The following is a 20,846-nucleotide window of genomic DNA, read 5'->3' on the forward strand; positions in this document are numbered from 1 at the left end:
CCCCGGGACAGCCCCCGGCCTCGCCGATTCCGGCGAGGGCGGGGGCTTTCCGGTGAGCGGGGGCGCTCCGAGGAGTGGAGGCGTCCCGGCGGACGGGCCGGGGGAGCGGAGCGCCGTCCTCAACGGCTCTTCGCGGTACGGATGGTGAGCGCCGAGACGAGCGCCCCGAGCGCGGCGAGGGCGGCGGCGCCGAGGAAGGCGGCGGAGAAGCCGTCGGTCAGCGCGACCGGGTCGCCGAGCTCCCGCGAGCCGTTGGCGGCGGCCACGGCGGTCATCGCGGCGAGGCCGAGCGCCGAGCCGATCTGGTAGCTGGTGTTGACGATGCCGGAGGCGAGGCCGCCCTCCGCCGGGTCCGGCACGGCGAGCGCGGTGCCGAGCGAGGGGATGAAGGCGAGCGACATGCCGACGGCGGCGAGCAGCGAGGCGGGCAGCACGTCGACCGCGAAGGAGCCGTCGGGGCGGGCGAAGGAGAGCCAGACCATGCCGCCGGCGAGGGCGAGCAGGCCGGTGACGACGAGCGGCTTGGGGCCGAAGCGGGCGATCAGCCGGGGCGCCAGCACGATCATCATCAGCATGATGGCGGCGGTCATCGGCAGCAGCGCGGCCCCGGAGGCGAAGGCCTTCAGGCCGAGCACCTGCTGGAGGTAGAGGTTCAGGAAGAACCACATGGGGATCCAGGCGGCGGCCATCAGCAGCTGGGCGAGGTTGGCGCCGGCCAGGTTGGGGCTGCGCCAGATGCCGAGGCGCATCAGCGGTTCGCGCCGCTTGGCCTGGAGGGCGACGAAGGCGAGGATCAGCAGCGCGCCGCCGGCCAGGACCAGCCAGGTGCTCGCGGAGCCCCAACCGGTCTCCGGGGCGCGGACGACGGCGTAGACGGAGACGGCGAGTCCGGCGGTGACGGTGAGCGCGCCGAGCCAGTCCACCGAGCCGCGGCGGGCGGAGGCGGCGGGCATCACGCCGGGGGTGGCGAGCAGGACGCCGAGGGCGACCGGGATGTTGACGTAGAAGACCCACTCCCAGCTGAGGTACTGGGTGATCACGCCGCCGAGGAAGACACCGGCGGTGCCGCCGGCCGGGGCCGCCGCGCCGTAGAGGGCGAGCGCCTTGCCCAGCTCCTGCGGGCGTGCGCCGAACAGGCTGATCAGGAGGGTGAGCGCGGCCGGGGCGATCAGCGCGGAACCGGCGCCCTGGACGGCGCGGCCGGTGAGTTCCAGCCCGGGGTTCCCGGCGAGGCCGGCGAGCAGCGAGCCGGCCGCGAGCACGGCCCAGCCGGTGGCGAACAGCCGCTTGGCGCCGAACAGGTCGGAGAGCCGGCCGCCGAGCAGCAGGAGCCCGCCGAAGGCGACGACGTAGGCGTTGAAGACCCAGGACAGGCCTTCCTGGGTGAAGCCGAGCGCGGACTGCATCCCGGGCAGGGCGACCCCGATGATCGAGGTGTCCATGATCACCATGAACTGGGCGAGGGCGATGAGCCCGAGGGCCGTCCAGCGGCGGGGCGAGGGTGCCGCGGGCGGTGCGGCCGGTGCCGCGGACGCGGTGGTGGGCTTGGGCATGACCACGTTCTCCTATACCGGGTGGGGGTATGTCTTCGAGGCGTCAGGAAACATACCCCCAGGGGGTATTTGTGCGCAAGGGTGGTCCTGCCGGACCCCGGGTCCGGGCGGGCCTGGTCCGCCCGCCCCGCCGCCGCGAGGGTGGACGCATGACCACCACCGACGAGAACACCCCCGACGAGAACACCCCCGACGAGAACACCCCCGACGAGAACACCCCCGACGAGAACACCACCGACGAGAACACCCCCGACGAGAACACCACCGACGAGAACACCCCCGACGGCGCCCGCGACTTCGACGGCCGGGCGGTCCTGATCACCGGCGGCACCAGCGGCATGGGCCTCGCCACCGCACGGCTGCTGCTCGACCGCGGCGCCGATGTCGTGATCACCGGCCGCGACGACACCCGGCTGCGCCGCGCCGAAGCCGAACTCGACGCCGGGGAAAGGCTGTTCGCCGTCCGCGCCGACTCTGCCCGCCCCGCCGACCTGGCCCGGCTCGCCGCCCTGGTGGGGGAGCGCCACGGCCGCCTCGACGGCGTGTTCGCCAACGCCGGCGTCGGCGTCTTCGAGACCCCGCAGGACGTCACCGAGGAGAGCTTCGACCGCACCGTGGACGTCAACTTCAAGGGCGTCTTCTTCACCGTCCAGCACGCCCTGCCCCTGCTGGAGAAGTCCGCCGGCGGCGCGTCGGTCGTTCTCAACGCCTCCTGGACGCTGCACCGCGGCCTGCCCAACGCCCCCGTCTACGCGGCGACCAAGGCGGCCGTGCACAACCTCGCCCGCACCCTCGGCAGCGACTTCGCCGGACGCGGCATCCGCATCAACTCGGTCAGCCCCGGCTACATCGTCACCGAGATGTTCCACGAGGTGATCACCGAACCGGCCCAGCAGGCGGCCGTGCGCACCCTGGTGCCGCTCGGCCGGCTCGGCGAGGCGGCGGACGTCGCCGAGACCGTGGCCTTCCTGCTCTCGCCCCGCGCCTCCTACATCACCGGCCAGGACCTCGTGATCGACGGCGGCGTGGTCGCGGTCGCCAACGGCTGGTGATCACCGCCCGTCCCGCAGCCTGGTCCTGGCAGGGCCAGGCTGCGGGGGCGCCGAACGGCGAGAATGACCGCATGAGCAGCACGAGCCCGACCCGCGTCGCCGGCACCGCCGGCAGCCTCGCCGAGTTCCTGCGCACCCGCCGCTCGCGGCTGCGCCCCGCGGACGTCGGCCTGCCCGAACTCGGCGGCCGCCGCCGCGTCGCCGGGCTGCGCCGCGAGGAACTCGCCCAACTCGCCGGCGTCAGCGTCGACTACTACACCCGCCTCGAACAGGGCCGGGTCGGCAACCCCTCGGACTCCGTGCTCGACGCGGTCGCCCGCGCCCTGCGCCTCGACCCCGAGGAGATCGGCCACCTGCACCGCCTCGCCCGCACCCGCCCCGCCCGGGCCGCCGGCGCCCGGGGCTCCGGCCCGCAGAAGGTCCGCCCCACGATGGCCCGGCTGCTGGAGGCGATGCCCGAGGTGCCCGCCGTGGTGATGGGCCGGCGGATGGACGTCCTGGCCTGGAACCGCGCCGCCGTCTCCCTCCTCGGCGACTACGGCGCGCTCCCCCCGGCCGAGCGCAACATCGCCCGGATCACCTACCTCGACCCGGCCTCGCGCACCCTCTACGACGACTGGGTCGGCTGCGCCCGCGAGAACGCCGCCTTCCTGCGCCTGGAGGCCGGCCGCCGCCCCGACGACCCCCGCCTCGCCGAGCTGATCGGCGAACTCTCGGTGCGCAGCCCGGAGTTCCGCCAGTGGTGGGCGGAGCACCCGGTGCGCGACAAGACCTCGGGACGCAAGGTGTTCCACCACCCGCTGGTCGGCCGGCTGGAACTGGTCTACGAGACGCTGCGCTCCGCCGACGACCCGGACCAGGCGCTGATCACCTACGCCCCCGACCCCGGCAGCCCCTCCGAGGACGCCCTGCGGATGCTGATCGCCTGGGACGCCGACCGCACCGGCCCCGGCCGCTCCGCCGCAGGTGGCGGGTCGGTTACCGTCGGGCACTGACGCACCGCAAAGTGCGGTCTTCTGTGCGGGAGTTCACCCGCTTACGGTGATCCGGTACCTCGTCGGACGACTCGGAGCACCCATGCCCATCCTCAAGACCTATGCCCGGCTCTGGGCCGACGGCCTGGACCACTCGCTCCCGCTGCTGCGCACCCTCACCGGGGCCGAGCCGGACCTGCTGTTCCGCTTCCACGAGATCGAACTCGCCGCCATCGGCGACTTCCTGGTGATCGCCGGCCCGCCCTCCGAACGCGCCAAGTACGCGCACGCCTCGGCGACCGTCGTGGTCTCCGACCTCGACGAGCTGAGCGAGGCCCTGGAGGCCGCGGGCGCCGTCGTCACCACCCCCGAGACCGCCTCGCCGACCGGCCGCTTCCTCTACGCCCGCCACGCCGACGGCGCGGAGGTCGAATACGTCGAGTGGGTCCCCGAACTGGTCCGCCGCATCGTGCACCGCTCCTCGTAGCCGCTGGTCCGGCACCGGCGGGGCGGGACCATGGTCCCGCCGGGTTCACCCGTCCGGCCCTGGCGGCCCGCGCGGCCGTGGCGTGGGATGGAGGTGAACGGGGTCCCGGAGGCCCGGGAACGGCCCCGCCGGTGCGAAGGGCAGGAGCAGAACATGAAGGCCGCCGTCGTCCACGACTTCACCCAGCCGCTCGTGATCGAGGAGCGCCCGGTGCCCGACCCCGGCCCGCACCAGGTACGGGTGCGGATCGAGGCCTCCGGCCTCTGCCACACCGACATCCACGCCGCCCACGGCGACTGGCCGGTCAAGCCCAGCCCGCCGTTCGTGCCCGGCCACGAGGGCGTCGGCATCGTCGAGGCGGCCGGCGCCGAGGTCCGCCACGTCCGGGTCGGCGAACGGGTGGCCATCGCCTGGCTCGCCGACGCCTGCGGGCGCTGCGACCACTGCGTCACCGGCTGGGAGACGCTCTGCACGCAGCAGCACAACAGCGGCTACTCCGTCGACGGCGCCTACGCCGAGTACGCCCTCGCCCACGGCGACTACGTCGTCCCGGTGCCCGACGGCATCGACCCCCTCGACGCCGCCCCGCTCTCCTGCGCCGGCGTCACCACCTACAAGGCCCTCAAGGTCTCCGGCGCCGGCCCCGGCACCCGCGTCCTGATCTCCGGCATCGGCGGCCTCGGCCACCTCGCCCTCCAGTACGCCCGGATCGCCGGCGCCGAGACCATCGCCGTCGACGTCACCGACGACAAGCTCGCCCTCGCCCGCGAGCTCGGCGCCGACCACGTCCTGGACGCCCGCGTCCAGGACGTCGCCGCCGAGGTCCAGAAGCTCGGCGGCGCCCACGCCGCGATCGCCCTGGCCGTCAGCAACGCCTCCTTCCGGGCCGCCTACGGGGCGCTGCGCCGCGGCGGCAGCCTCGTCCTGGTCGCCCTGCCCGCCGAGGGCAAGCTGGAGCTGCCCGTCTTCGACACCGTTCTCAACGGCACCAAGGTCATCGGCTCGATCGTCGGCACCCGCGAGGACCTCGCCGAGGTCTTCCGCCTCCATGCCCTCGGCCGCACCCGGGTGATCCGCGAGACCCGCCGGCTCGCCGACGTCAACACCTGCTTCGAGGAGGTCCTCGACGGCAAGGTCTCCGCCCGCCTGGTCTTCGACCTGCGCTGACCCCGCCCGCGGCACCACGACGGCGCCCGGCCCCCGACGGGATCCCCCCTCCGGTCGGGGGCCGGGCGCTTCGCCGTCCCGGGGCCCCCTTGACCTGCGCCGTTCACCCGGCGCGGGGCTCCCCGGTGATCGCGGAAGCGGATTGCCAGGCCCCCGCCCCACGCACTAGCGTTCGACCGCGCACCGATCGCGAGCATGAGGGCCGGTCAGCTGTCGGCCGATCGGAGAGCGCATCACATCGGACCATTCCCCTCCGTCTGCCGTCCTCCGTCCGTCGTCCGCCCGCGGGGCGCGCGGCGGCCGGCCGTCGGCCGGGGGAACCTGTGCGAAGGCGAACTGACACATCATGCGTGAATCCCGACCCCCCGGACGGCTGGGGGGCCCGCTGGTGAGAGGCCTGGTGCCGCTGTGGGCGGCCGGCCTCGTGCTGGCCGCCCCCGGAGCCGCGTTCGCGGACACCCCGGCGGCGAGCGCTTCCGGGCCCAACACCCCCAGCGCGCTGACCACCAGCCCCCAGCCCGTCAACCCCGCCGACAACGCGTGCGGCGGCGGCACCCCCGGGTGGATCGGCCGGACGGTGCCCCTCCCGGACGGCACCTCCAACGTCCAGCTGTCCGCCTACGCCGACGGGCAGCCCGGCACCGACCTCGCGCTCGGCTTCCACCTGTGGGACACCACGGCCGGCGAGAGCCGCGACTCCGCCGCCGGCACCTGGCCGACCGCCCGGGTCGTCCCCTCCGGCGGGGGCACCGGCCGGGCCTACGTCGGCCGCGCGCTGGCCGACGGCCACCGGTACGGCTGGAACGCCTGGTCCGCCGCCGGGGACGCGAAGAGCCCCGCGACCGCGGACTGCGCCTTCACCGTCGACCTCACCGCGCCGACCCAGGCGTCCATCGCCCCCTCCACCGTGTTCCCGCCGCAGGGCAGCGGCGCCACGCCCACCGGCCACGCCGGCGACACCGGCGTCACCGTCCGCGTCACCAGCAAGGACCCGGTCCCGGGCGGCTGCACCGACGGCCCCTGCGCCGCCGGCGGCGTCCGCGCGTTCACGTACGCGCTCGACGACAACATCCCGGTCTCCGGCGGCTCCAGCGTCCCGGCCTCCTTCGCGGCCGACGGCACCGCCTACGCCGACGTCCCGATCAGCGTCGGCGTCCTCAACTGGGGCAGCCACACGCTGAACGTGCGCGCCGTCGACGCGGCCGGCAACACCGAGCCCCAGGCGTCCACCTACTCCTTCTACGCCCCCGCCCGGACGCTGGGACCGGCCGTGGCGGGCGACGTCGACTTCGACGGCGTGGCCGACCACCTCACTCCGGCCGCCGACGGCTCGCTGACCCTCTTCCGGGGCGGCGCCGACGGCACCTTCCGCACGCCCGAGACGTCCTCCCCGGCCGACCGCAGCCCCCGGCGCGACGACTGGAACAACTACCTGGTGGCCCACCGCGGCGCCGTCAACGGCCAGGGCGACTCGCTGTTCGCGTACCACAGGAGCGAGAAGCAGCTCTACGTCTACGTCAACGACGCGAACGCCTACCCGGGCGAGGCCGTCGCCGGCCACTTCACCGACACCTCCCTCCAGCTGGGCACCAGCAGCGCGTGCCCGCAGGGCATCGACCGGACCTGGAACCACATCGCCCAGATGACGGCCGTCCAGCGCGGCACCGGGGGCACCGGGCTCGTCACCGTTGAACAGGGCCACCTGCGCTACTACCCCGCCGAGTCGGCCTGCACCCTCGGTGCCGGCGTCGAGCTCGGCGCGGCCGGGGCCGACTGGAGCGGCTTCACCCTGATGTCGCCCGGCGAGGTCAACGGCGTGCCGACGCTCTGGGTGCGCGACACCGTGACCGGGGCCGTCACCGGCCTGGCGCTGCCGCTGGACGCCACGGGCAAGCCGGTCGTCGGCTTCACCCCGCTGACTGTGCCCGCCCACCGGCCCCTGGTCTGGGGCCTGCAGTCCGCCGGCCAGGACATCTGCGCCGACATCGACCACGGCTGGACCGGCAACGGCACCGCCGCCCTGCTGTGGACCTGCGCCGACGCGGGCTCCGCCGCCCCCAACCAGCAGTTCACCTTCGGCACCGACGGCTCGCTGCACGTCCTCGGCAAGTGCCTCGACGTCACCGGCGGCGCCACCGCGAACGGCTCGCCAGTCAACCTGTGGGACTGCAACGGCAGCCCGGCCCAGCAGTGGCTCCCGGGCCCCCACCCGCACACCCTGCGGAACCCGAACGCCGACAAGTGCCTCGACGCCGACGCGAGCGCCCCGCTGGGCGCCCGCCTGGTGATCAGGGACTGCGGCAAGACGCAGAGCGAGGCGTGGACGTACCCCGACGCCCAGCCCGTGCTCCCGCTCGCGCTGGCCGCCAACGTCTTCCCGACCGTGGACTCGCCCGGTGACCTCAACGCCGACGGCCACCCCGACGTGCTCGCCACCGTCTCCGACGGCCGGCTGGTCCGCTACGCCGGTACCGCCCCGCTGGCCGGCCGGCCGCGCTTCGCCGCGCCGCAGGACGTCCCGTGGGACCGCTCCGCCGCCTTCAACGTCAACTCCGTCTACAGCCCGGCCCGCTGCCTCGACACCTACGGCGCGCCCGCCGGCGGCAGCCTGCGCTTCTACGACTGCTGGAACGGCGCCAACCAGAAGTTCGCCTTCGGCTCCGACGGCACCCTGCGCGCCGGCGGCCGCTGCGTGACGGTCCGCGACAACGCGACCCACTGGGGCGCCCAGGCCGTCCTCACCGACTGCCGGGCCGGCACCGGCCAGATCTGGACCTACGGCGCCGACGGCACCCTGCGCAACCCCGCCGCCAACGCCTGCCTGGAACTGCCCGGCTGGAACGACGCCAACGGCACCGCCCTCGGCATCTGGGGCTGCAACGGCAACCCCAACCAGCGCTGGACCCTCTACCCCAACACCGCCTGACCGGCTTCGCCCGGGACGCGCTCGGCCCGACCGGAGTCTCCGGTCGGGCCGAGCGTTTTTTCCGAGGGCCGTGACGGCGGCCGGTCAGGACTCCAGTCGTGCGGCCTGCTCCATCATCGCCTCCGCCTGGTCGTCCCAGTCGGGACCCACGAAGAGGATGTCGGCCGCCGCCTCCCGGAGCAGGTCCGGATCGTCGGGCCGCTGCAGACAGGCGAGCCGGTAGGCCAGGTTACGGGCCCACACCGGAATTCCCAGAATGTCCTCCCGAAGAACACCCCGGAGCACGGCGAGAATTTCCTCGGGGCTCGCGAACGTGAGCTTCTCGATGAAATACCTGGTGGCATCCGAAACGCTCTCCGCGTTTTCTCCGTAGGTTGATTCGATGAAATCCCCGGTCAACCTGTCGAGTCCTGACATGGTGTCGCCCTTACCTTACTTTTCGAGCCAGTACGTGCCGAGGCTGTAGCGGTTCTACCGTTTCCTGCAGGTGCGACGGTTTGGAGCCGGGCCCCGGTACCTCCTGGCCGCCCTCCATCCGCCGGTACACATCGGCGACGATTTCCTTCTCGATGTCGTCGGCGGAGATTCCCGTGGACGCCGGAGACGGACTCTTCCTGCCTCCACCCATATCGTGTTCGCGATCGTCTGCGTGCGCCGAGTTGATCGTCCAGTCGTCGTCGCCGGCCTTCCCCTTCTTCTGTCGGTACGCGCGGGTCCGCGCTCCCGGTATCGGGCTTAGGCGGCTTCGGAGCGCCACCGCCGCCGGACCGGTCGACGGGGTCGTTGCTGCTGTAGGTGCAACCGCCCATCTGGTCCGGGTTGCCGGCGGCCAGGAACGGACCGACGGTCAGGAAGCGGCCGAGGACCGCGCCGTAGTTGCGGTGGCCCAGGAGGTTGAGGCCGGTGCTGCGGTCGACCGGCTGGCCGAGGTACCCGTTGTTGCCGGTCCACGCCTGGGGCTGACCGTCACCACGGACGTTGCCGTACGGGTCGAACGGGCGACGGGTGATGGCCTTCGTGGCCGCGTCGACCTGGATCGTCCCGGCAGTGCAACCGGGACGCCTACGGGAACGTCAACGCCAACCAGCGCTGGAGGCTCTCCGTCAACACCGCCTGACCGGCGCCCCCACCAGGCCCGCGGGCCCGCGACGCACCACGCGTCGCGGGCCCGCGGCCTTCGGCAACGGGAAACCGCGGCCCGGGCCGTCAACTCGCTGGCCGTCAACTTCACGCCGGTCCTAGCATGTTGGGCGGGGAGCAAGGGGGAGCGATGAGCAACGACCTGTTCACGACGCTCGACCGGGCAGCCGGGCGCACCACCGCACAACCCGGTCTCGACGCGCTGGTGGGCGGTCTGCTGACGCAGATCGCGCGCGGGACGCGGGTGCTGCGGGCGGTGGCCCACCCGCTCGGGTTCTACTGCCTGCCGGTGGTGCGCGACGGGGCGCTCGGCGTCTGCGTGCACGTGTTCGACCCGGTGACCGCCGCCGGGCAGCGGGAGATCCACTGCCACAGCTGGGAACTGAAGAGCAGCGTGCTCTACGGGCGGATCGGCAACGTGCGGATCGGGGTGTACGACGAAGCCGCCCGGCCCACCCACCGGGCCTACGAGGTGCACAGCGACGCCGCCGCCGGGGTGGACGAGGTGCGGCCCACCGCGCGGCTGGTGCGCTGGCGGACGCTGGCCGAGCAGACCAGCGGGCGCGGCGAGACCTACACCCTGGGGGCGGGGGAGTTCCACGCCACCGTGCTGCCCGACGGCACGCCCACCGCCACCGTCGTGCTCGGGCGCACCGTGCCGGGGCCGGTGGACGTGGTGCTGGGACCGGTGGACGGCGCCGCCCGCCGGGTGGTGCGGCGGCTGTGCGACACGGACCGCACGGCCCGGATCGCCGACGAGGCAGTCAGGAGGATCGGTGGACGGTACGACAGCGGACCCGGGTGACGGCGCCGGGGCGTACGCCGAGGAGTGCCGGGTCGCGGTGCGCGCCGCCGAGGACGCGGGCGCCCTGCTGCGCTCGCGCTTCCACGGCGCCTTCCGGGTGGACACCAAGGGCGCCCACGGCGACGTGGTCACCGAACTCGACCTGCTCGCCGAGGAACTCCTCACCCGGCGGCTGGCCCAGCGCTTCCCCGCCGACCGGATCCTCGCCGAGGAGGGCGGCGGGCGCCCCGGCGCGCCCGGTGCCCGGCGCACCTGGCTGGTCGACCCGCTGGACGGCAGCAACAACGTGGTGATCGGCCTGCCCGCCTACGTGGTCGGCATCGCGCTGTGCGTGGACGACGAGCCGGTGCTCGGGGTGGTGCACGACCCGGTGGCCGGCCGCACCTGGCGCGCGGTGCACGGCGCCGGAGCGTACGGTCCGGCCGGGCGGCTGTGGTCACCGCGGCGCCCGGCCGCCGCCGCCCGGCCGGTGATCGGCTGGACCCAGGGCCACGGCCTGGCGCCCGGCGACCCGGTGGCGCGGGCGCTCAAGGACGGCCTGGAGAGCGGTGCGCGCCGGGTGCTCCAGCTGTGGGCGCCGCTGCTCACCTGGTCGCTGCTGGCCTGCGGGCTGATCGACGGCTTCGTCGGCTACCGGGCGGAGGAGATCGACCTGCCGGCCGGCGTCCTGCTCGCCACCGAGGCCGGCGTGGAGGTCCGCGCGCTGGACGGCGGCCCCTTCGTCCCCCGGATCGGGCGGCCGGACACCGACCGCGGCTACGTCGCCGCCCGCCCCGAGGTGCTGCCGTACCTGCTCGGCCTCGTCGCCCGGTCCGCGCTGCCGGGGTAGGGCCGCCCGCGCCGCGCCCGGCCCGGCTCACCCGGTCAGGGCCAGCGCCGCCGTCGCCAGTGCCACCGCGCCGAGCGCCGGCACCGAGCTGGTCGCCGCCACGCCGCGCAACGGCACCCGCAGGCCCGCCGAGCGGCAGCGCTCGTACCAGAGCAGGGTCGCCAGCGAGGCCCAGGGGGTCACCAGCGGGCCGACGTTGGTGCCGATCAGCAGGGCCAGCAACTGCGTGTGGTTGCCCTCCGGCACGGCGGCCTCGCCCGCCAGGTACACCGGCAGGTTGTTCAGCAGGTTCGACAGGCCCGCCCCGACCGCCGAGGCCCGGAAGAGGCCGAGCGTGCCGCCGTCGGTGCCGACGGCGTCGGCCAGCAGCCGGTGCAGCCCGTGCGCGTCCACGGTCTGCACCACCAGGAACATGCCGGGCACCATCACCAGCAGCCGCCACGGCACCAGCGAGGGCCGCAGCGCCTCCGGGCGGCGCACCGCGAACGCCGCCACCACCACGGCCGCGGCCGCCCCCGAGGCGGCCCACAGCGGGACGACCGCCGCCAGGCTGGCGGCCAGGAAGCCGGTGCAGGCCAGCGCGCAGATCCGGAACAGCACCCGGTCCCCGGGCCGGTGCGGCTCGGGCGGGGTGTAGACGTCCGCGCCGCGCCGTCCGCGCCGCCAGTAGAAGCCCCACAGGCAGACCATGGTGACCAGCAGCGCGGCCAGTTGCGGCGCCCACATGGCACGGGCCAGGCCGGCCGGGGAGAGCGCGACCCGGTCGGCGGCCAGCAGATTGGTGAGGTTGGAGACCGGCAGCAGCAGGCTCGCCGTGTTGGCCAGCCAGACCGTGGTCATCGCCAGCGGCAGCGGGGCGATGCCCACCCGGGCGGCCAGCGCCAGCATGACCGGGGTGAGCAGCACGGCCGTGGTGTCCAGGTTGAGCACCGTGGTGGTGAGCGCGGCGAAGCCGACGCACAGCAGGAACAGCGCGGGGTAGCTGCCCCGGCCGGCCCGTGCCACCCAGGCCGCCACCACGTCGAACACCCCGGCGGCGCTCGTGAGTTCGGCGAGCACGATCACCGAGGCGAGGAACGCCAGCAGCGGGGCGACCCGTTCGACGGCCGCCCCGGCGGAGTCCGTCGGCAGAAGACCGGTGGCGAGGAGGAGCAGGCCGCAGGCGAGGAGGCCTGCGGCCAGCAGATCCAGGGGGTGCAGCCGCTTCACGGCGGGCCAGTACGCGAACACGGACGTCAGGGTCGCACACGAGGGGTTACCGGTCGAGGCCGAGGGTCGCACGGAGGGGCGCCGTCCGCTCGTGCGTTCGGCGGGTCGCGGCCGAAATCCACCCGGACCCGTTGCGGTGAAAGAGGGTTGAGCCGGTCCGGATCGGTCATAAGCTCCTCCCATGGGGGCTCTTGACGCGACCCCGGGTGGCCCCGGGCCGATCGACTTCTTCATCAGCTACTCGCCGGCCGACGAACGCTGGGCGGCCTGGATCGCCTGGACGCTGGAGGAGGCGGGCTACCGCGCCCTGCTCCAGGCCTGGGACTTCGTACCCGGCACCAACTTCGTCGACTTCATGGACCGCGGCGTGACCGAGTCCGCCGCCGTCATCGCCCTGCTCTCGCGCAACTACGAGCGCTCGCGCTACGGCCGGATGGAGTGGCAGGCCGCACTGCGCGCCGACCCCGACGCCCCGGAACGGCGGCTGCTGACCGTCCGGATCGAGGACATCCCGGTGGACGGCCTGCTCGCCACCCTCACCTACATCGACCTCGTCGGCGTGACCGAACCCGCCCGCGCCCGCGACCTGCTGCTCACCCGGGTCGGCCAGGCCCTGGAGGGCCGGGCCCGCCCCGACCTCGTCCCCGGCTACCCCGGCCACGGCGACGGCACCGGCGGCACCGGCAGCGATACCGGCGGCACCGGCACCGGCGCCGTCGGCACCCCGCCCGGGGGCCCGCTCCAGGCACAGCACCCCGTCCCCGCCCCGCGCCAGGCCGCCGGCACCGGCCGCGCCGGACGCCGCCGCCCCACCGTCCAACCCGAGTACCCCCAGGCCGCCGGCCGCCCCGGCGCACGCGAAGCCGTCACCGTCCTCCACCTCGCGGGCCCCTCGTTCGGCAGCGGCCACGACCCCGTCGCCCTCCAGGCCGCCATCTGGGGCGACCTCGTCGAACTCACCGACGCCGGCGCCCCCGCCCCCGAACTCGTCGTCGTCACCGGCGACCTCACCGCCTCCGGCAGCCCCCGCGAATGCGAGCAGGCCCTCACCTTCCTCACCGGCATCCGCGCCCTGCTCGGCCTCGAACCGCACCGCGTCGCCGTCCTGCCCGGCGGCCAGGACGTCAGCCAGGCCGCCTCCCGCGCCTACTTCGCCACCTGCGAAGCCGACGAACTGCGCCCCGCCCCGCCCTACTGGCCCAAATGGCGCCACTACGCCCGCCTCTTCCAGGAGTTCTACCAGGGCCTGGACATCGTCTTCGACAGCGCCCAGCCCTGGACCCTCTTCCCGGTCCCCGAACTCGGCACCGTCGTCGCCGCCCTCAACTCCTCCATGGCCTGGACCCACCGGCCCGAGGACCACTACGGCTGGCTCGGCCCCGAACAGGCCGCCTGGTTCGCCCAGGCACTGCGCCCCTACGAGAACGACGGCTGGCTGCGGATCGGCGCCGTACGCCACCCGGTCACCCCGGGCTCCGGCGCACGCCCCGCCGACCTCGCCCCCAGCCGCGCCCCCCACGAGCCGGCCACCGCACCCCTGCGCGACGCCGACCGGTTCACCCGCCTCACCGCACCCCGCCTCCACCTGCTGCTCCACGGCCCCGGCGACGGCCGCACCGCCCCGCGCACCCTCACCACCTCCGCCGGCGACCTGCCCGTGCTCGCCGCCGCCACCCCCGGCGCCCACCAACTGCTGCGGCTCACCCGCGACGGCCTCACCCGCTGGCCCGCCCCCGCCGCCGGACACCAACGCCTCACCGTCCCCTGGCGCCGCGCCGCCCGCGCCTTCCCCGCCCCCGAACCCGCCCCCCAGGCCGGCCCGCCCCAACTCGAAGAGGTCCGCGAACCCGCCGCCACCGACCACGAGACCCGCGCCCTCGCCACCCCCGAGGAAGCCCTGCTCGCCCGGGTCGCCGAAGTCTGCCGCACCCGCCACCCCGGCGCCCAGATCCGCCCCGTCGCCGGCACCACCGCCCAACTCTTCGTCACCTGGGCCGAATCCGGCCTGGTCCGCCAGCAACGCGTCGCCGCCTGCGTCGGCACCCCCACCGAGGAGGAGGTCGAACGCTTCGCCGACGCGGTGCACGCCGACGGCACCACCCTCGACGCCGAACTCGTCCACGACGGCCCCCCGCCCGCACGCGAACTGCGCGACCGCGCCCGCCGCCGCGGCGTCAGGCTGCGCAGCTTCCTGGAATTCCAGGGCCTGCTCGACCTGCGCGGCCACGTCACCGCCCAGACCGAACGCCTCGCCACCGACAGCCAGTACCACCCCGGCCTCTACCTGCCCCAGCGCTACCGCGACGCCGAACGCCCCGGCGCCGAGGAACGCGACGGCCTCGTCGAGGAACTGCTGCGCCTCCTCGACTCCGACCACGGCCGCTTCGTCCTGCTCCTCGGCGACTTCGGCCGCGGCAAGACCTTCGCCCTGCGCGAGCTCGCCCGCCGCCTACCCGCCGAACTCCCGCACCTGTCGCCGCTGTTCATCGAACTCAGCGCACTCGACAAGGCCCACTCGCTGGACGGCCTGGTCGCCGCCCACCTCACCGAGCACGGCATCGACACCCTCGACCTGCGCGCCTTCCGCTACATGCTGCGCCAGGGCCGCATCGTCCTGCTCTTCGACGGCTTCGACGAACTCGTCAACCGCGTCAGCTACGAACGCGCCGCCGACCACCTCCAGGTCCTCCTCGACGCCGCCGTCGACAACGCCAAGATCGTCGTCACCAGCCGCACCCAGCACTTCAGCTCCCACGAACAGGTCCTCACCGCCCTCGGCGAACGCGTCGGCCTGCTCCCGCAACGCCGCCTCATCGCCGTCCAGGACTTCACCCCCCACCAGATCCGCGGCTACCTCGGCAACCGCTACGGCGACCAGGAGGCCGCCGACCGCCGGATGCGCCTGCTCGAAGGCATCCCCGACCTCCTCGCCCTGTGCCGCAACCCCCGCCTGCTCAGCTTCGTCGCCGACCTCGACCACGACCGGCTGCGCGCCGTCGCCGGCGCCGGCCGCGCACTCAGCGCCGCCGGCCTCTACCAGGAGGTCTTCACCGCCTGGCTGCGCTTCGAGGAACAACGCGGCCACGGCGGCCCCGGCGCCGCCCCCGGCCTGCACCTCGACCAGCTCTGGCAGGCCGTCACCCTGCTCGCGCTGCGCCTGTGGGAGAGCGGCCGCACCTCCATCCCGCTCGACGAGATCGTCGACATCGCCGGCGTGCTCAGCGGCCTCGCCGAGAACCGCATGCCCACCCCGCAGGTCGCCCACGCCGTCGGCTCCGGCAGCCTGCTGGTGCGCTCCGACGAAGGCATGTTCCACTTCATCCACGGCTCCGTGGTCGAATGGCTGGTCGCCCGCGCCGCCGCCGAAGCGCTTCTGCGCGGCGACGCCACCCTGCTCGCCCGCGGCCCGCTCAGCCGCCTCGCCGTCGAGTTCCTCTGCGACCTCGCCGACCACCAGGTCTGCCAGCAGTGGGCCCGCTCCGTCCTGGACGCCACCGAACCCGCCACCGAAGCCGCCCGGCTCAACGCCGTCAAGGTCCTCGACCGGCTCCGGGTCCCCGCCCACACCGACCTGCGCGGCGCCACCCTCGCCGGTGAGGACCTCTCCCACCGCGACCTGTCGGGCGTCGACCTCTTCGGCGCCGACCTGCGCGGCGCCCGGCTGCTCGGCGCCAACCTCGCCGGCGCCGACCTGCGCGGCGCCCGCCTCGCCGGCGCCCGCCTCGACTCCGCCGACCTCTCCGGCGCCGACCTGCGCTTCGCCGACCTGCACGGCGCCCGGCTGATCCGCACCGACCTGCGCGGCACCAAACTGCGCGGCAGCCGCTGGCAACGCGCCGCCCTCATCTCCGCCGTCACCGACGACACCGTGCTCGCCGCCCCCGAACTGCGCGCCGCCGCCATCGCCCCCGGCCTGCCCGTCGAAGCCGGCTTCAGCCCCTCCGAGGTCGGCGTCCCCTACGGCTTCGACGTCCGCTCCACCCGCCTGCCCGAACCCGTCGCCTTCAGCCGCGACGGCCACCTGCTCGCCGTCGGCTCCGAGGACGGCAGCGTCCTCGTCTGCGACGCCGTCACCGGCACCGCCCTGCGCACCCTCAAGGACCACATCGGACGCGTCTACGCCGTCAAGTTCGCCGGCGACACCCTCGCCACCGGCAGCGCCGACGGCACCGTCCGGCTCTGGGACCCCGTCTCCGGCGAATGCCGTCACCGCCTCGACGTCCACCCCGGCGGCGTCTGGCCGGTCTCCCTCGCCCCCGACGGCCGGATGGTCGCCACCGGCGACCTCAACGGCGTCGTCACCCTCTGGGACACCGCCACCGGCGAACCCCTCCACCGCCTGCCCGGCCACGCCGCACCCGTCTACACCGCCGTCTTCAACCCCGACGGCACCATGATCGTCACCGGCGACCAGGGCGGCGGTGCCCGCCTGTGGTCCACCGCCAACGGCCGCCGCCTCGCCGTCCTCCCCGGCCACCGCGGCACCGTCTACCGCTCCGCGTTCAGCCCCGACGGCACCCTGATCGCCACCGCCGACGGCGGACCCGACGATGGCACCGGCGGCACCGTACGCATCTGGGAGGCGGCCGGCCGCCGGCTGCGCCACAGCATGCCCGGCCACGCCGGACGCATCTACACCCTCGCCTTCCACCCCGACGGCGACCTGCTCGCCAGCGGCGACACCGAAGGCCAGATCCGCTTCTGGAACCCCCTCGACGGCACGTCCACCGGCCGGGCCGAGGACTCCACCGGCAAGATCTACCAGGTCACCTTCGACGAGGCCGGCACCCGCTTCGCGGCCAGCGACAGCGACGGCGGCGTCCGCGTCTGGCGGGTCGGCGCCGCCGAGGGCGCCGTCGGCGGCGCCGCGACCGGCGCCCGCGAGATCGCGCCACTGCGCCGCCAGCCGCCCGAGCACCGCGGCTCGGTGTGGGCCTGCCGCTTCCGCCCCGGCGCCGGCCGCGGCGGCGCCGAGAGCGACCCGCTGCTCGTCACCGGCGGCAACGACGGCCGGGTCCGGCTCTGGGACCCCTCCAGCGGCCGCAGCCGCCAGCTCCTGCGCGGCCACGGCCGGCGGATCGGCTCGCTCACCTTCAGCGGCGACGGCACCCTGCTCGCCGCCGGCGGCAACGACGGCGCGATCCGCCTCTGGGAACCCTCCACCGGCCGTCGGCTGCGCGAACTGTCCGGCCGCAGCAGCCGGCTGGTCTCCGCCGTGTTCAGCCCCGAGGAAGCCGTGCTGGCCACCGCCACCAACGACGGCGACCTGTGCCTGTGGAACGCCCGCACCGGCGAGTACCTGCGCGAGATGGACGTCGAGACCGAACACGTCTGGGCGGAGGCGTTCAGCGCCGACGGCGTCCTGGTCGCCACCGCCAACGACGACGACACCGTCCGCATCTGGTACCGCCGCACCGGCGCGCACCTCACCACCCTGCGCGAACACCGCGGCCGGGTCCGCTCCATCGCCTTCAGCCCGGACGGGCGGCAACTGCTCACCGGCTGCGACGACGCCAAGGTGCGCATCTCCGACATCGCCGGCGGGCGGGTCGAGGCCGAACTCGACGGCCACACCGACCGGGTGTACGCCGTCGCGCCCTCGCCCGACAGCACCTGGCTGGCCAGCGTCTCCTGGGACGGCACCGCGCTCATCTGGGCCGGCCGCGCCGTCCGCCACCGCCTCACCGGCCACGTCGGCCGGCTGTGGACCGCCGCCGCCCACCCGCACCGTCCGCTGCTCGCCACCGCCGGCGACGACCGGGTGGTGCGGATCTGGGACCCGGTCGGCGGCACCGAACTCGCCGGGCTGCGCGGCCACACCGGCCGGATCCTCGCCGTCACCTTCAGCCCGGACGGCTCACTGCTCGCCAGCGGCGGCGAGGACGGCACGGTCCGCCTCTGGCGCGTGCCCGCCGACGGCCGCCCCACCGCCCTCGCCACCCTCCTCGGCGCCCCCGACGGCTGGGCCACCCTGCTGCCCTCCGGCGCCTACAAGTGCGAGGGCGACGTGGCCGGCGAGTTCTGGCACGCCGTCGGCATGTGCCGCTTCGAGCCCGGCGAACTCGACTCCCACCTGCCCGGCGTGCACCGCCTCCCCCCGGAGGCGCAGCTGTAGCCGGGGCGGGCGCGGGGGGAAGGCGGTACGACGAAGGGCCCCGCCGGACGCACACCGGCGGGGCCCTCGTGTTCAGGTGGTGCTAGGTGTTCTGGGTGGTGCTAGCCATGGCACCCGGTGCTAGAGGTGCTGCCCGGTGCTACTGGTACTGCACGGAGAGGGTGACGCCGGCGAAGTCCTGCTGCGCGGCGAGGCTGAAGTAGACCCAGCCGGAGGGCGGGTTGGTGATGGTCAGCGTCTCGCCGTTGCCGGCGTTGGTGGACTTGGCCAGCGCGTTGCCGGTGGTGGCCCAGGTGGAGCCGCCGTAGTAGAGGTCGGCGTTGCCGGTGCCGCCGCTGCTGGTGAGGGTCAGCGTCTTGACGCCGGCCGGCAGGTTGACGAAGTGGTAGCTGTAGTTGCCGGTGGTGGCGGTGAGGTTGTCACGGCGGCAGTTGTTGTCGAACTGGCGCGGGTCGGCGATGGTGCAGACCGGGGTGGTCGGGGTGACCGGGCCGGTCGGCGCCTCCGGCAGCGGGCCGCAGTCGTTGCTCGCGCACTTGGTCAGCCAGGCGTCGAAGCCGGCGTCGTAGCGGGTGCCGATGGTCTGCTTCAGGATGGTGCGGGCGCCGTTCCAGTCACCGGCGCGGTACTTGGCGAGCACGGCGTCGATGTCGGAGCGGTGCTCCTGGAGCATGTAGCGCACGGCCAGCCAGCCCCAGCGGTAGACCCGGTTGGAGTTCTCGTCGGCGTCGGCGGTCTGGCCGTAGACGGTGTCGAACAGCTCGCTGAGCTTGTAGGTCTTCTTGCCGGCCTCGGTGATCGCGTCGGCGTTGCGCTCGTTGCGGTAGCCGTAGGAGATGTTCTCCGCGATGCCCTCGACCCACCAGATGGTCGGGGTGGTCTGGCTGGCCTCGAAGTCGCCGGCCATGTTGTAGCGGCCGTCGAGGTAGTGGGTGTACTCGTGGTTGAGGTTCCAGATGGAGAACGACGGCCGCAGCCAGGACGCCTCGTGGGCGATGAAGCGGGCCTGGTTGCCGGGCAGCGCGGGGTTGCCCTCCTCGTACATGCCGCCGTTGTCGACGTCGATGTCGTAGAAGGCCCAGGCGTACAGCGAGTACTGGTCGTAGTCGTCGAAGGCGACGACCTCCAGGTTGGTGTTCACGTCGCCCGGGATGGCGCCCTTGTCACCGATGATCTTGTGGAAGTAGGCGTCCTGGTTGATCAGGCTGGTGCAGGTGCTGTCGAGCTGGGCGGGCGACATGTCCTGGGCCTTGATCTTCAGGCCGTCGTTGCAGACGCGCTGGATCGGCAGGATCACCGGCATGAGGCGGGTGCTCAGGTCGCAGATGCCGTAGGCCGCGCAGTTGCCCTTGTCGAACTGGCGGGTGGCCCATCCCAGGTTCATGGTGATCGGGGCGGTGGGGCCGACGTTCGGGTAGCGGTTGATCAGGTCCTTGAGGATCGGGCGCAGCGTGGTCCTGAGCTCCGGCACCTCCAGGGCGTAGCCGAGGTAGCGGCCGATGTTGCTGACGACGTCCCAGCGGTTCAGCTGCGAGTCGTTGCGGGTGATGAAGCCGGACCAGGCGGTGAGGAGGGAGGGGTCGGCCTTGAGGGCGGCCTTCCACCCGGCGGCGTCGGTCTTCGACTCGTAGGCGTCCTTGAGGACCCAGTCGAACTCCGACACGGTGTTGGTCATCTGGGTGGGCCAGCTGCCGTTGTAGCTGGAGAGCAGCCACTTGAACACGCCGGCCTCGCGGCCGAGGGTGTCGCTCTGGCCGATCACCTTGACGACCTCGACGAGGAGCGCGCCGTTGGCGTCGGTGACGTCCTTGCCGTGCGGGGAGGCGAAGAAGGCGTCCAGGGCGGCGGCGGTCGCGGTGTTCAGCGCCGGGCTGAAGGCGCCGACGGCGGCCGGGTACTTCCACTGCACGTAGTAGCCGGCGCGCAGGAACAGGACCAGCTGGCCGATGTTGGTGCTGTTGTCGCCCGGGTAGGCCGGGGAGGCGTCGCGCAGTGCGTTGGCGACGGTCACCATGTTGGACTCGCGGAAGGCCTTGACGCTGTCCCCGGTGAGGTTGAACAGCGGGTAGGTGCAGTCGACCCGCGGCAGCGCCTTGAGCTGCTGGACCAGCGCGCTGCCCGTGGCGTTGATCACTCCGGAGAGGTCGGGACAGGGATCGGCCGCGGCGGCCGAGAAGCCCTTGGCGGCCACGGCGGGCTGGGTGGCCGGGGCGGCCGGCGGAGCCTGCTCCTCGGTGCTGTCCTGGGCGGAGAGCTTGAAGGGGCTGGTGCTCCTGGCGTCGGGCGACTTGGGCACCGGGATCGACCGCGGCGTCGACGGGGCGGCACTGCTGCCGGCCGGGGACGCGGTGGCGGTCTGGCCGGCCGGGGCGGCCTGGCTCTGCGGGGCGAAGAGGCCGAGCGCGATGAAGAAGGCGGCGCCGAGCGCGGGGAGCCTGCGCGCGTTGGCCGTTGATATCCGGAAGGGACGCATCTGTGGGGGCCTCCGGGGCCGTTCGGGGCCGCGGTATGGGGGACGCGACCTCTCGATGTGTGACATGTAAAATGGCACACGTCACAGTGTCCCGGGAAGGCCCCGGACCGAAAAAC

At 74.1% G+C, this 20,846-nt stretch carries 13 protein-coding genes; 8 read left to right on the plus strand and 5 right to left on the minus strand.

The genetic code is table 11. From position 1 onward, the window contains the following. Nucleotides 1-119: 119 nt before the first annotated feature. A complete protein-coding gene (locus ACFXAM_RS02920) occupies nucleotides 120-1,553 on the minus strand; it encodes an MFS transporter (RefSeq protein WP_380287219.1) in 1,434 nt (477 codons plus the stop codon). 149 nt (nucleotides 1,554-1,702) lie between these two features. Between ACFXAM_RS02920 and ACFXAM_RS02925 the strand changes: the two genes are divergently transcribed. The 5 genes from ACFXAM_RS02925 (at nucleotide 1,703) to ACFXAM_RS02945 (ending at nucleotide 8,159) form a co-directional block, all read left to right on the plus strand. After that, a complete protein-coding gene (locus tag ACFXAM_RS02925) occupies nucleotides 1,703-2,605 on the plus strand; it encodes a glucose 1-dehydrogenase (protein ID WP_380287220.1) in 903 nt (300 codons plus the stop codon). A gap of 71 nt (nucleotides 2,606-2,676) precedes the next feature. Further along, complete coding sequence (locus ACFXAM_RS02930; protein WP_380287221.1) at nucleotides 2,677-3,600, plus strand: helix-turn-helix domain-containing protein; 924 nt, start codon at nucleotides 2,677-2,679, stop codon at nucleotides 3,598-3,600. 82 nt (nucleotides 3,601-3,682) lie between these two features. Then, on the plus strand, nucleotides 3,683-4,066 hold the full coding sequence (locus ACFXAM_RS02935; RefSeq protein ID WP_380287222.1) for a VOC family protein: 384 nt from the start codon (nucleotides 3,683-3,685) through the stop codon (nucleotides 4,064-4,066). A gap of 153 nt (nucleotides 4,067-4,219) precedes the next feature. After that, complete coding sequence (gene adhP, locus ACFXAM_RS02940) at nucleotides 4,220-5,233, plus strand: alcohol dehydrogenase AdhP (protein WP_380287223.1); 1,014 nt, start codon at nucleotides 4,220-4,222, stop codon at nucleotides 5,231-5,233. 388 nt (nucleotides 5,234-5,621) lie between these two features. Next, a complete protein-coding gene (locus ACFXAM_RS02945) occupies nucleotides 5,622-8,159 on the plus strand; it encodes a ricin-type beta-trefoil lectin domain protein (RefSeq protein ID WP_380287224.1) in 2,538 nt (845 codons plus the stop codon). Nucleotides 8,160-8,243: 84 nt separating this feature from the next. Here ACFXAM_RS02945 and ACFXAM_RS02950 read toward each other — a convergent pair whose 3' ends face one another. Both ACFXAM_RS02950 and ACFXAM_RS02955 read right to left on the minus strand, forming a co-directional pair. Next, nucleotides 8,244-8,576 carry a hypothetical protein gene (locus ACFXAM_RS02950; RefSeq protein WP_380287225.1) on the minus strand — a complete coding sequence of 111 codons (333 nt, stop codon included), beginning with the start codon at nucleotides 8,574-8,576 and terminating at the stop codon, nucleotides 8,244-8,246. Continuing rightward, a complete protein-coding gene (locus tag ACFXAM_RS02955; protein WP_380287305.1) occupies nucleotides 8,555-9,196 on the minus strand; it encodes an RHS repeat-associated core domain-containing protein in 642 nt (213 codons plus the stop codon). Before ACFXAM_RS02955 ends, ACFXAM_RS02950 begins: the two co-directional genes overlap by 22 nt. A gap of 233 nt (nucleotides 9,197-9,429) precedes the next feature. On the opposite strand from ACFXAM_RS02955, the gene ACFXAM_RS02960 reads away from it, so the two are divergent. Together ACFXAM_RS02960 and ACFXAM_RS02965 are read left to right on the plus strand one after the other, a co-directional pair. Next, a complete protein-coding gene (locus ACFXAM_RS02960) occupies nucleotides 9,430-10,104 on the plus strand; it encodes a hypothetical protein (protein WP_380287226.1) in 675 nt (224 codons plus the stop codon). After that, complete coding sequence (locus ACFXAM_RS02965; RefSeq protein WP_380287227.1) at nucleotides 10,076-10,933, plus strand: inositol monophosphatase family protein; 858 nt, start codon at nucleotides 10,076-10,078, stop codon at nucleotides 10,931-10,933. Before ACFXAM_RS02960 ends, ACFXAM_RS02965 begins: the two co-directional genes overlap by 29 nt. A gap of 27 nt (nucleotides 10,934-10,960) precedes the next feature. Here the strand turns inward: ACFXAM_RS02965 and ACFXAM_RS02970 are convergent, their stop codons facing one another. Continuing rightward, the gene (locus ACFXAM_RS02970) at nucleotides 10,961-12,163 is read right to left on the minus strand and encodes an SLC13 family permease (protein ID WP_380287228.1); all 1,203 of its coding nucleotides are present in this window, start codon (nucleotides 12,161-12,163) and stop codon (nucleotides 10,961-10,963) included. A gap of 160 nt (nucleotides 12,164-12,323) precedes the next feature. Between ACFXAM_RS02970 and ACFXAM_RS02975 the strand changes: the two genes are divergently transcribed. After that, nucleotides 12,324-18,257, plus strand: coding sequence for a TIR domain-containing protein (locus ACFXAM_RS02975; RefSeq protein WP_380287229.1), 5,934 nt, complete (start codon nucleotides 12,324-12,326; stop codon nucleotides 18,255-18,257). 139 nt (nucleotides 18,258-18,396) lie between these two features. On the opposite strand, the gene ACFXAM_RS02980 is transcribed toward ACFXAM_RS02975, so the two are convergent. After that, the gene (locus tag ACFXAM_RS02980; protein ID WP_380287230.1) at nucleotides 18,397-20,730 is read right to left on the minus strand and encodes a collagenase; all 2,334 of its coding nucleotides are present in this window, start codon (nucleotides 20,728-20,730) and stop codon (nucleotides 18,397-18,399) included. Nucleotides 20,731-20,846: the final 116 nt, after the last annotated feature.

The organism is Kitasatospora sp. NPDC059462 (assembly GCF_042749955.1).
Lineage (GTDB): Bacteria > Actinomycetota > Actinomycetes > Streptomycetales > Streptomycetaceae > Kitasatospora.

Excerpts from the sequence above, each read along its gene's own strand:
- ACFXAM_RS02925 (WP_380287220.1), top strand. The coding sequence starts at position 1,703 with ATGACCACCACCGACGAGAACACCCCCGACGAGAACACCCCCGACGAG.
- ACFXAM_RS02975 (WP_380287229.1), top strand. The coding sequence starts at position 12,324 with ATGGGGGCTCTTGACGCGACCCCGGGTGGCCCCGGGCCGATCGACTTC.
- ACFXAM_RS02950 (WP_380287225.1), bottom strand. The coding sequence starts at position 8,576 with ATGTCAGGACTCGACAGGTTGACCGGGGATTTCATCGAATCAACCTAC.
- ACFXAM_RS02935 (WP_380287222.1), top strand. The coding sequence starts at position 3,683 with ATGCCCATCCTCAAGACCTATGCCCGGCTCTGGGCCGACGGCCTGGAC.
- ACFXAM_RS02960 (WP_380287226.1), top strand. The coding sequence starts at position 9,430 with ATGAGCAACGACCTGTTCACGACGCTCGACCGGGCAGCCGGGCGCACC.
- ACFXAM_RS02930 (WP_380287221.1), top strand. The coding sequence starts at position 2,677 with ATGAGCAGCACGAGCCCGACCCGCGTCGCCGGCACCGCCGGCAGCCTC.
- ACFXAM_RS02920 (WP_380287219.1), bottom strand. The coding sequence starts at position 1,553 with ATGCCCAAGCCCACCACCGCGTCCGCGGCACCGGCCGCACCGCCCGCG.
- adhP (WP_380287223.1), top strand. The coding sequence starts at position 4,220 with ATGAAGGCCGCCGTCGTCCACGACTTCACCCAGCCGCTCGTGATCGAG.
- ACFXAM_RS02980 (WP_380287230.1), bottom strand. The coding sequence starts at position 20,730 with ATGCGTCCCTTCCGGATATCAACGGCCAACGCGCGCAGGCTCCCCGCG.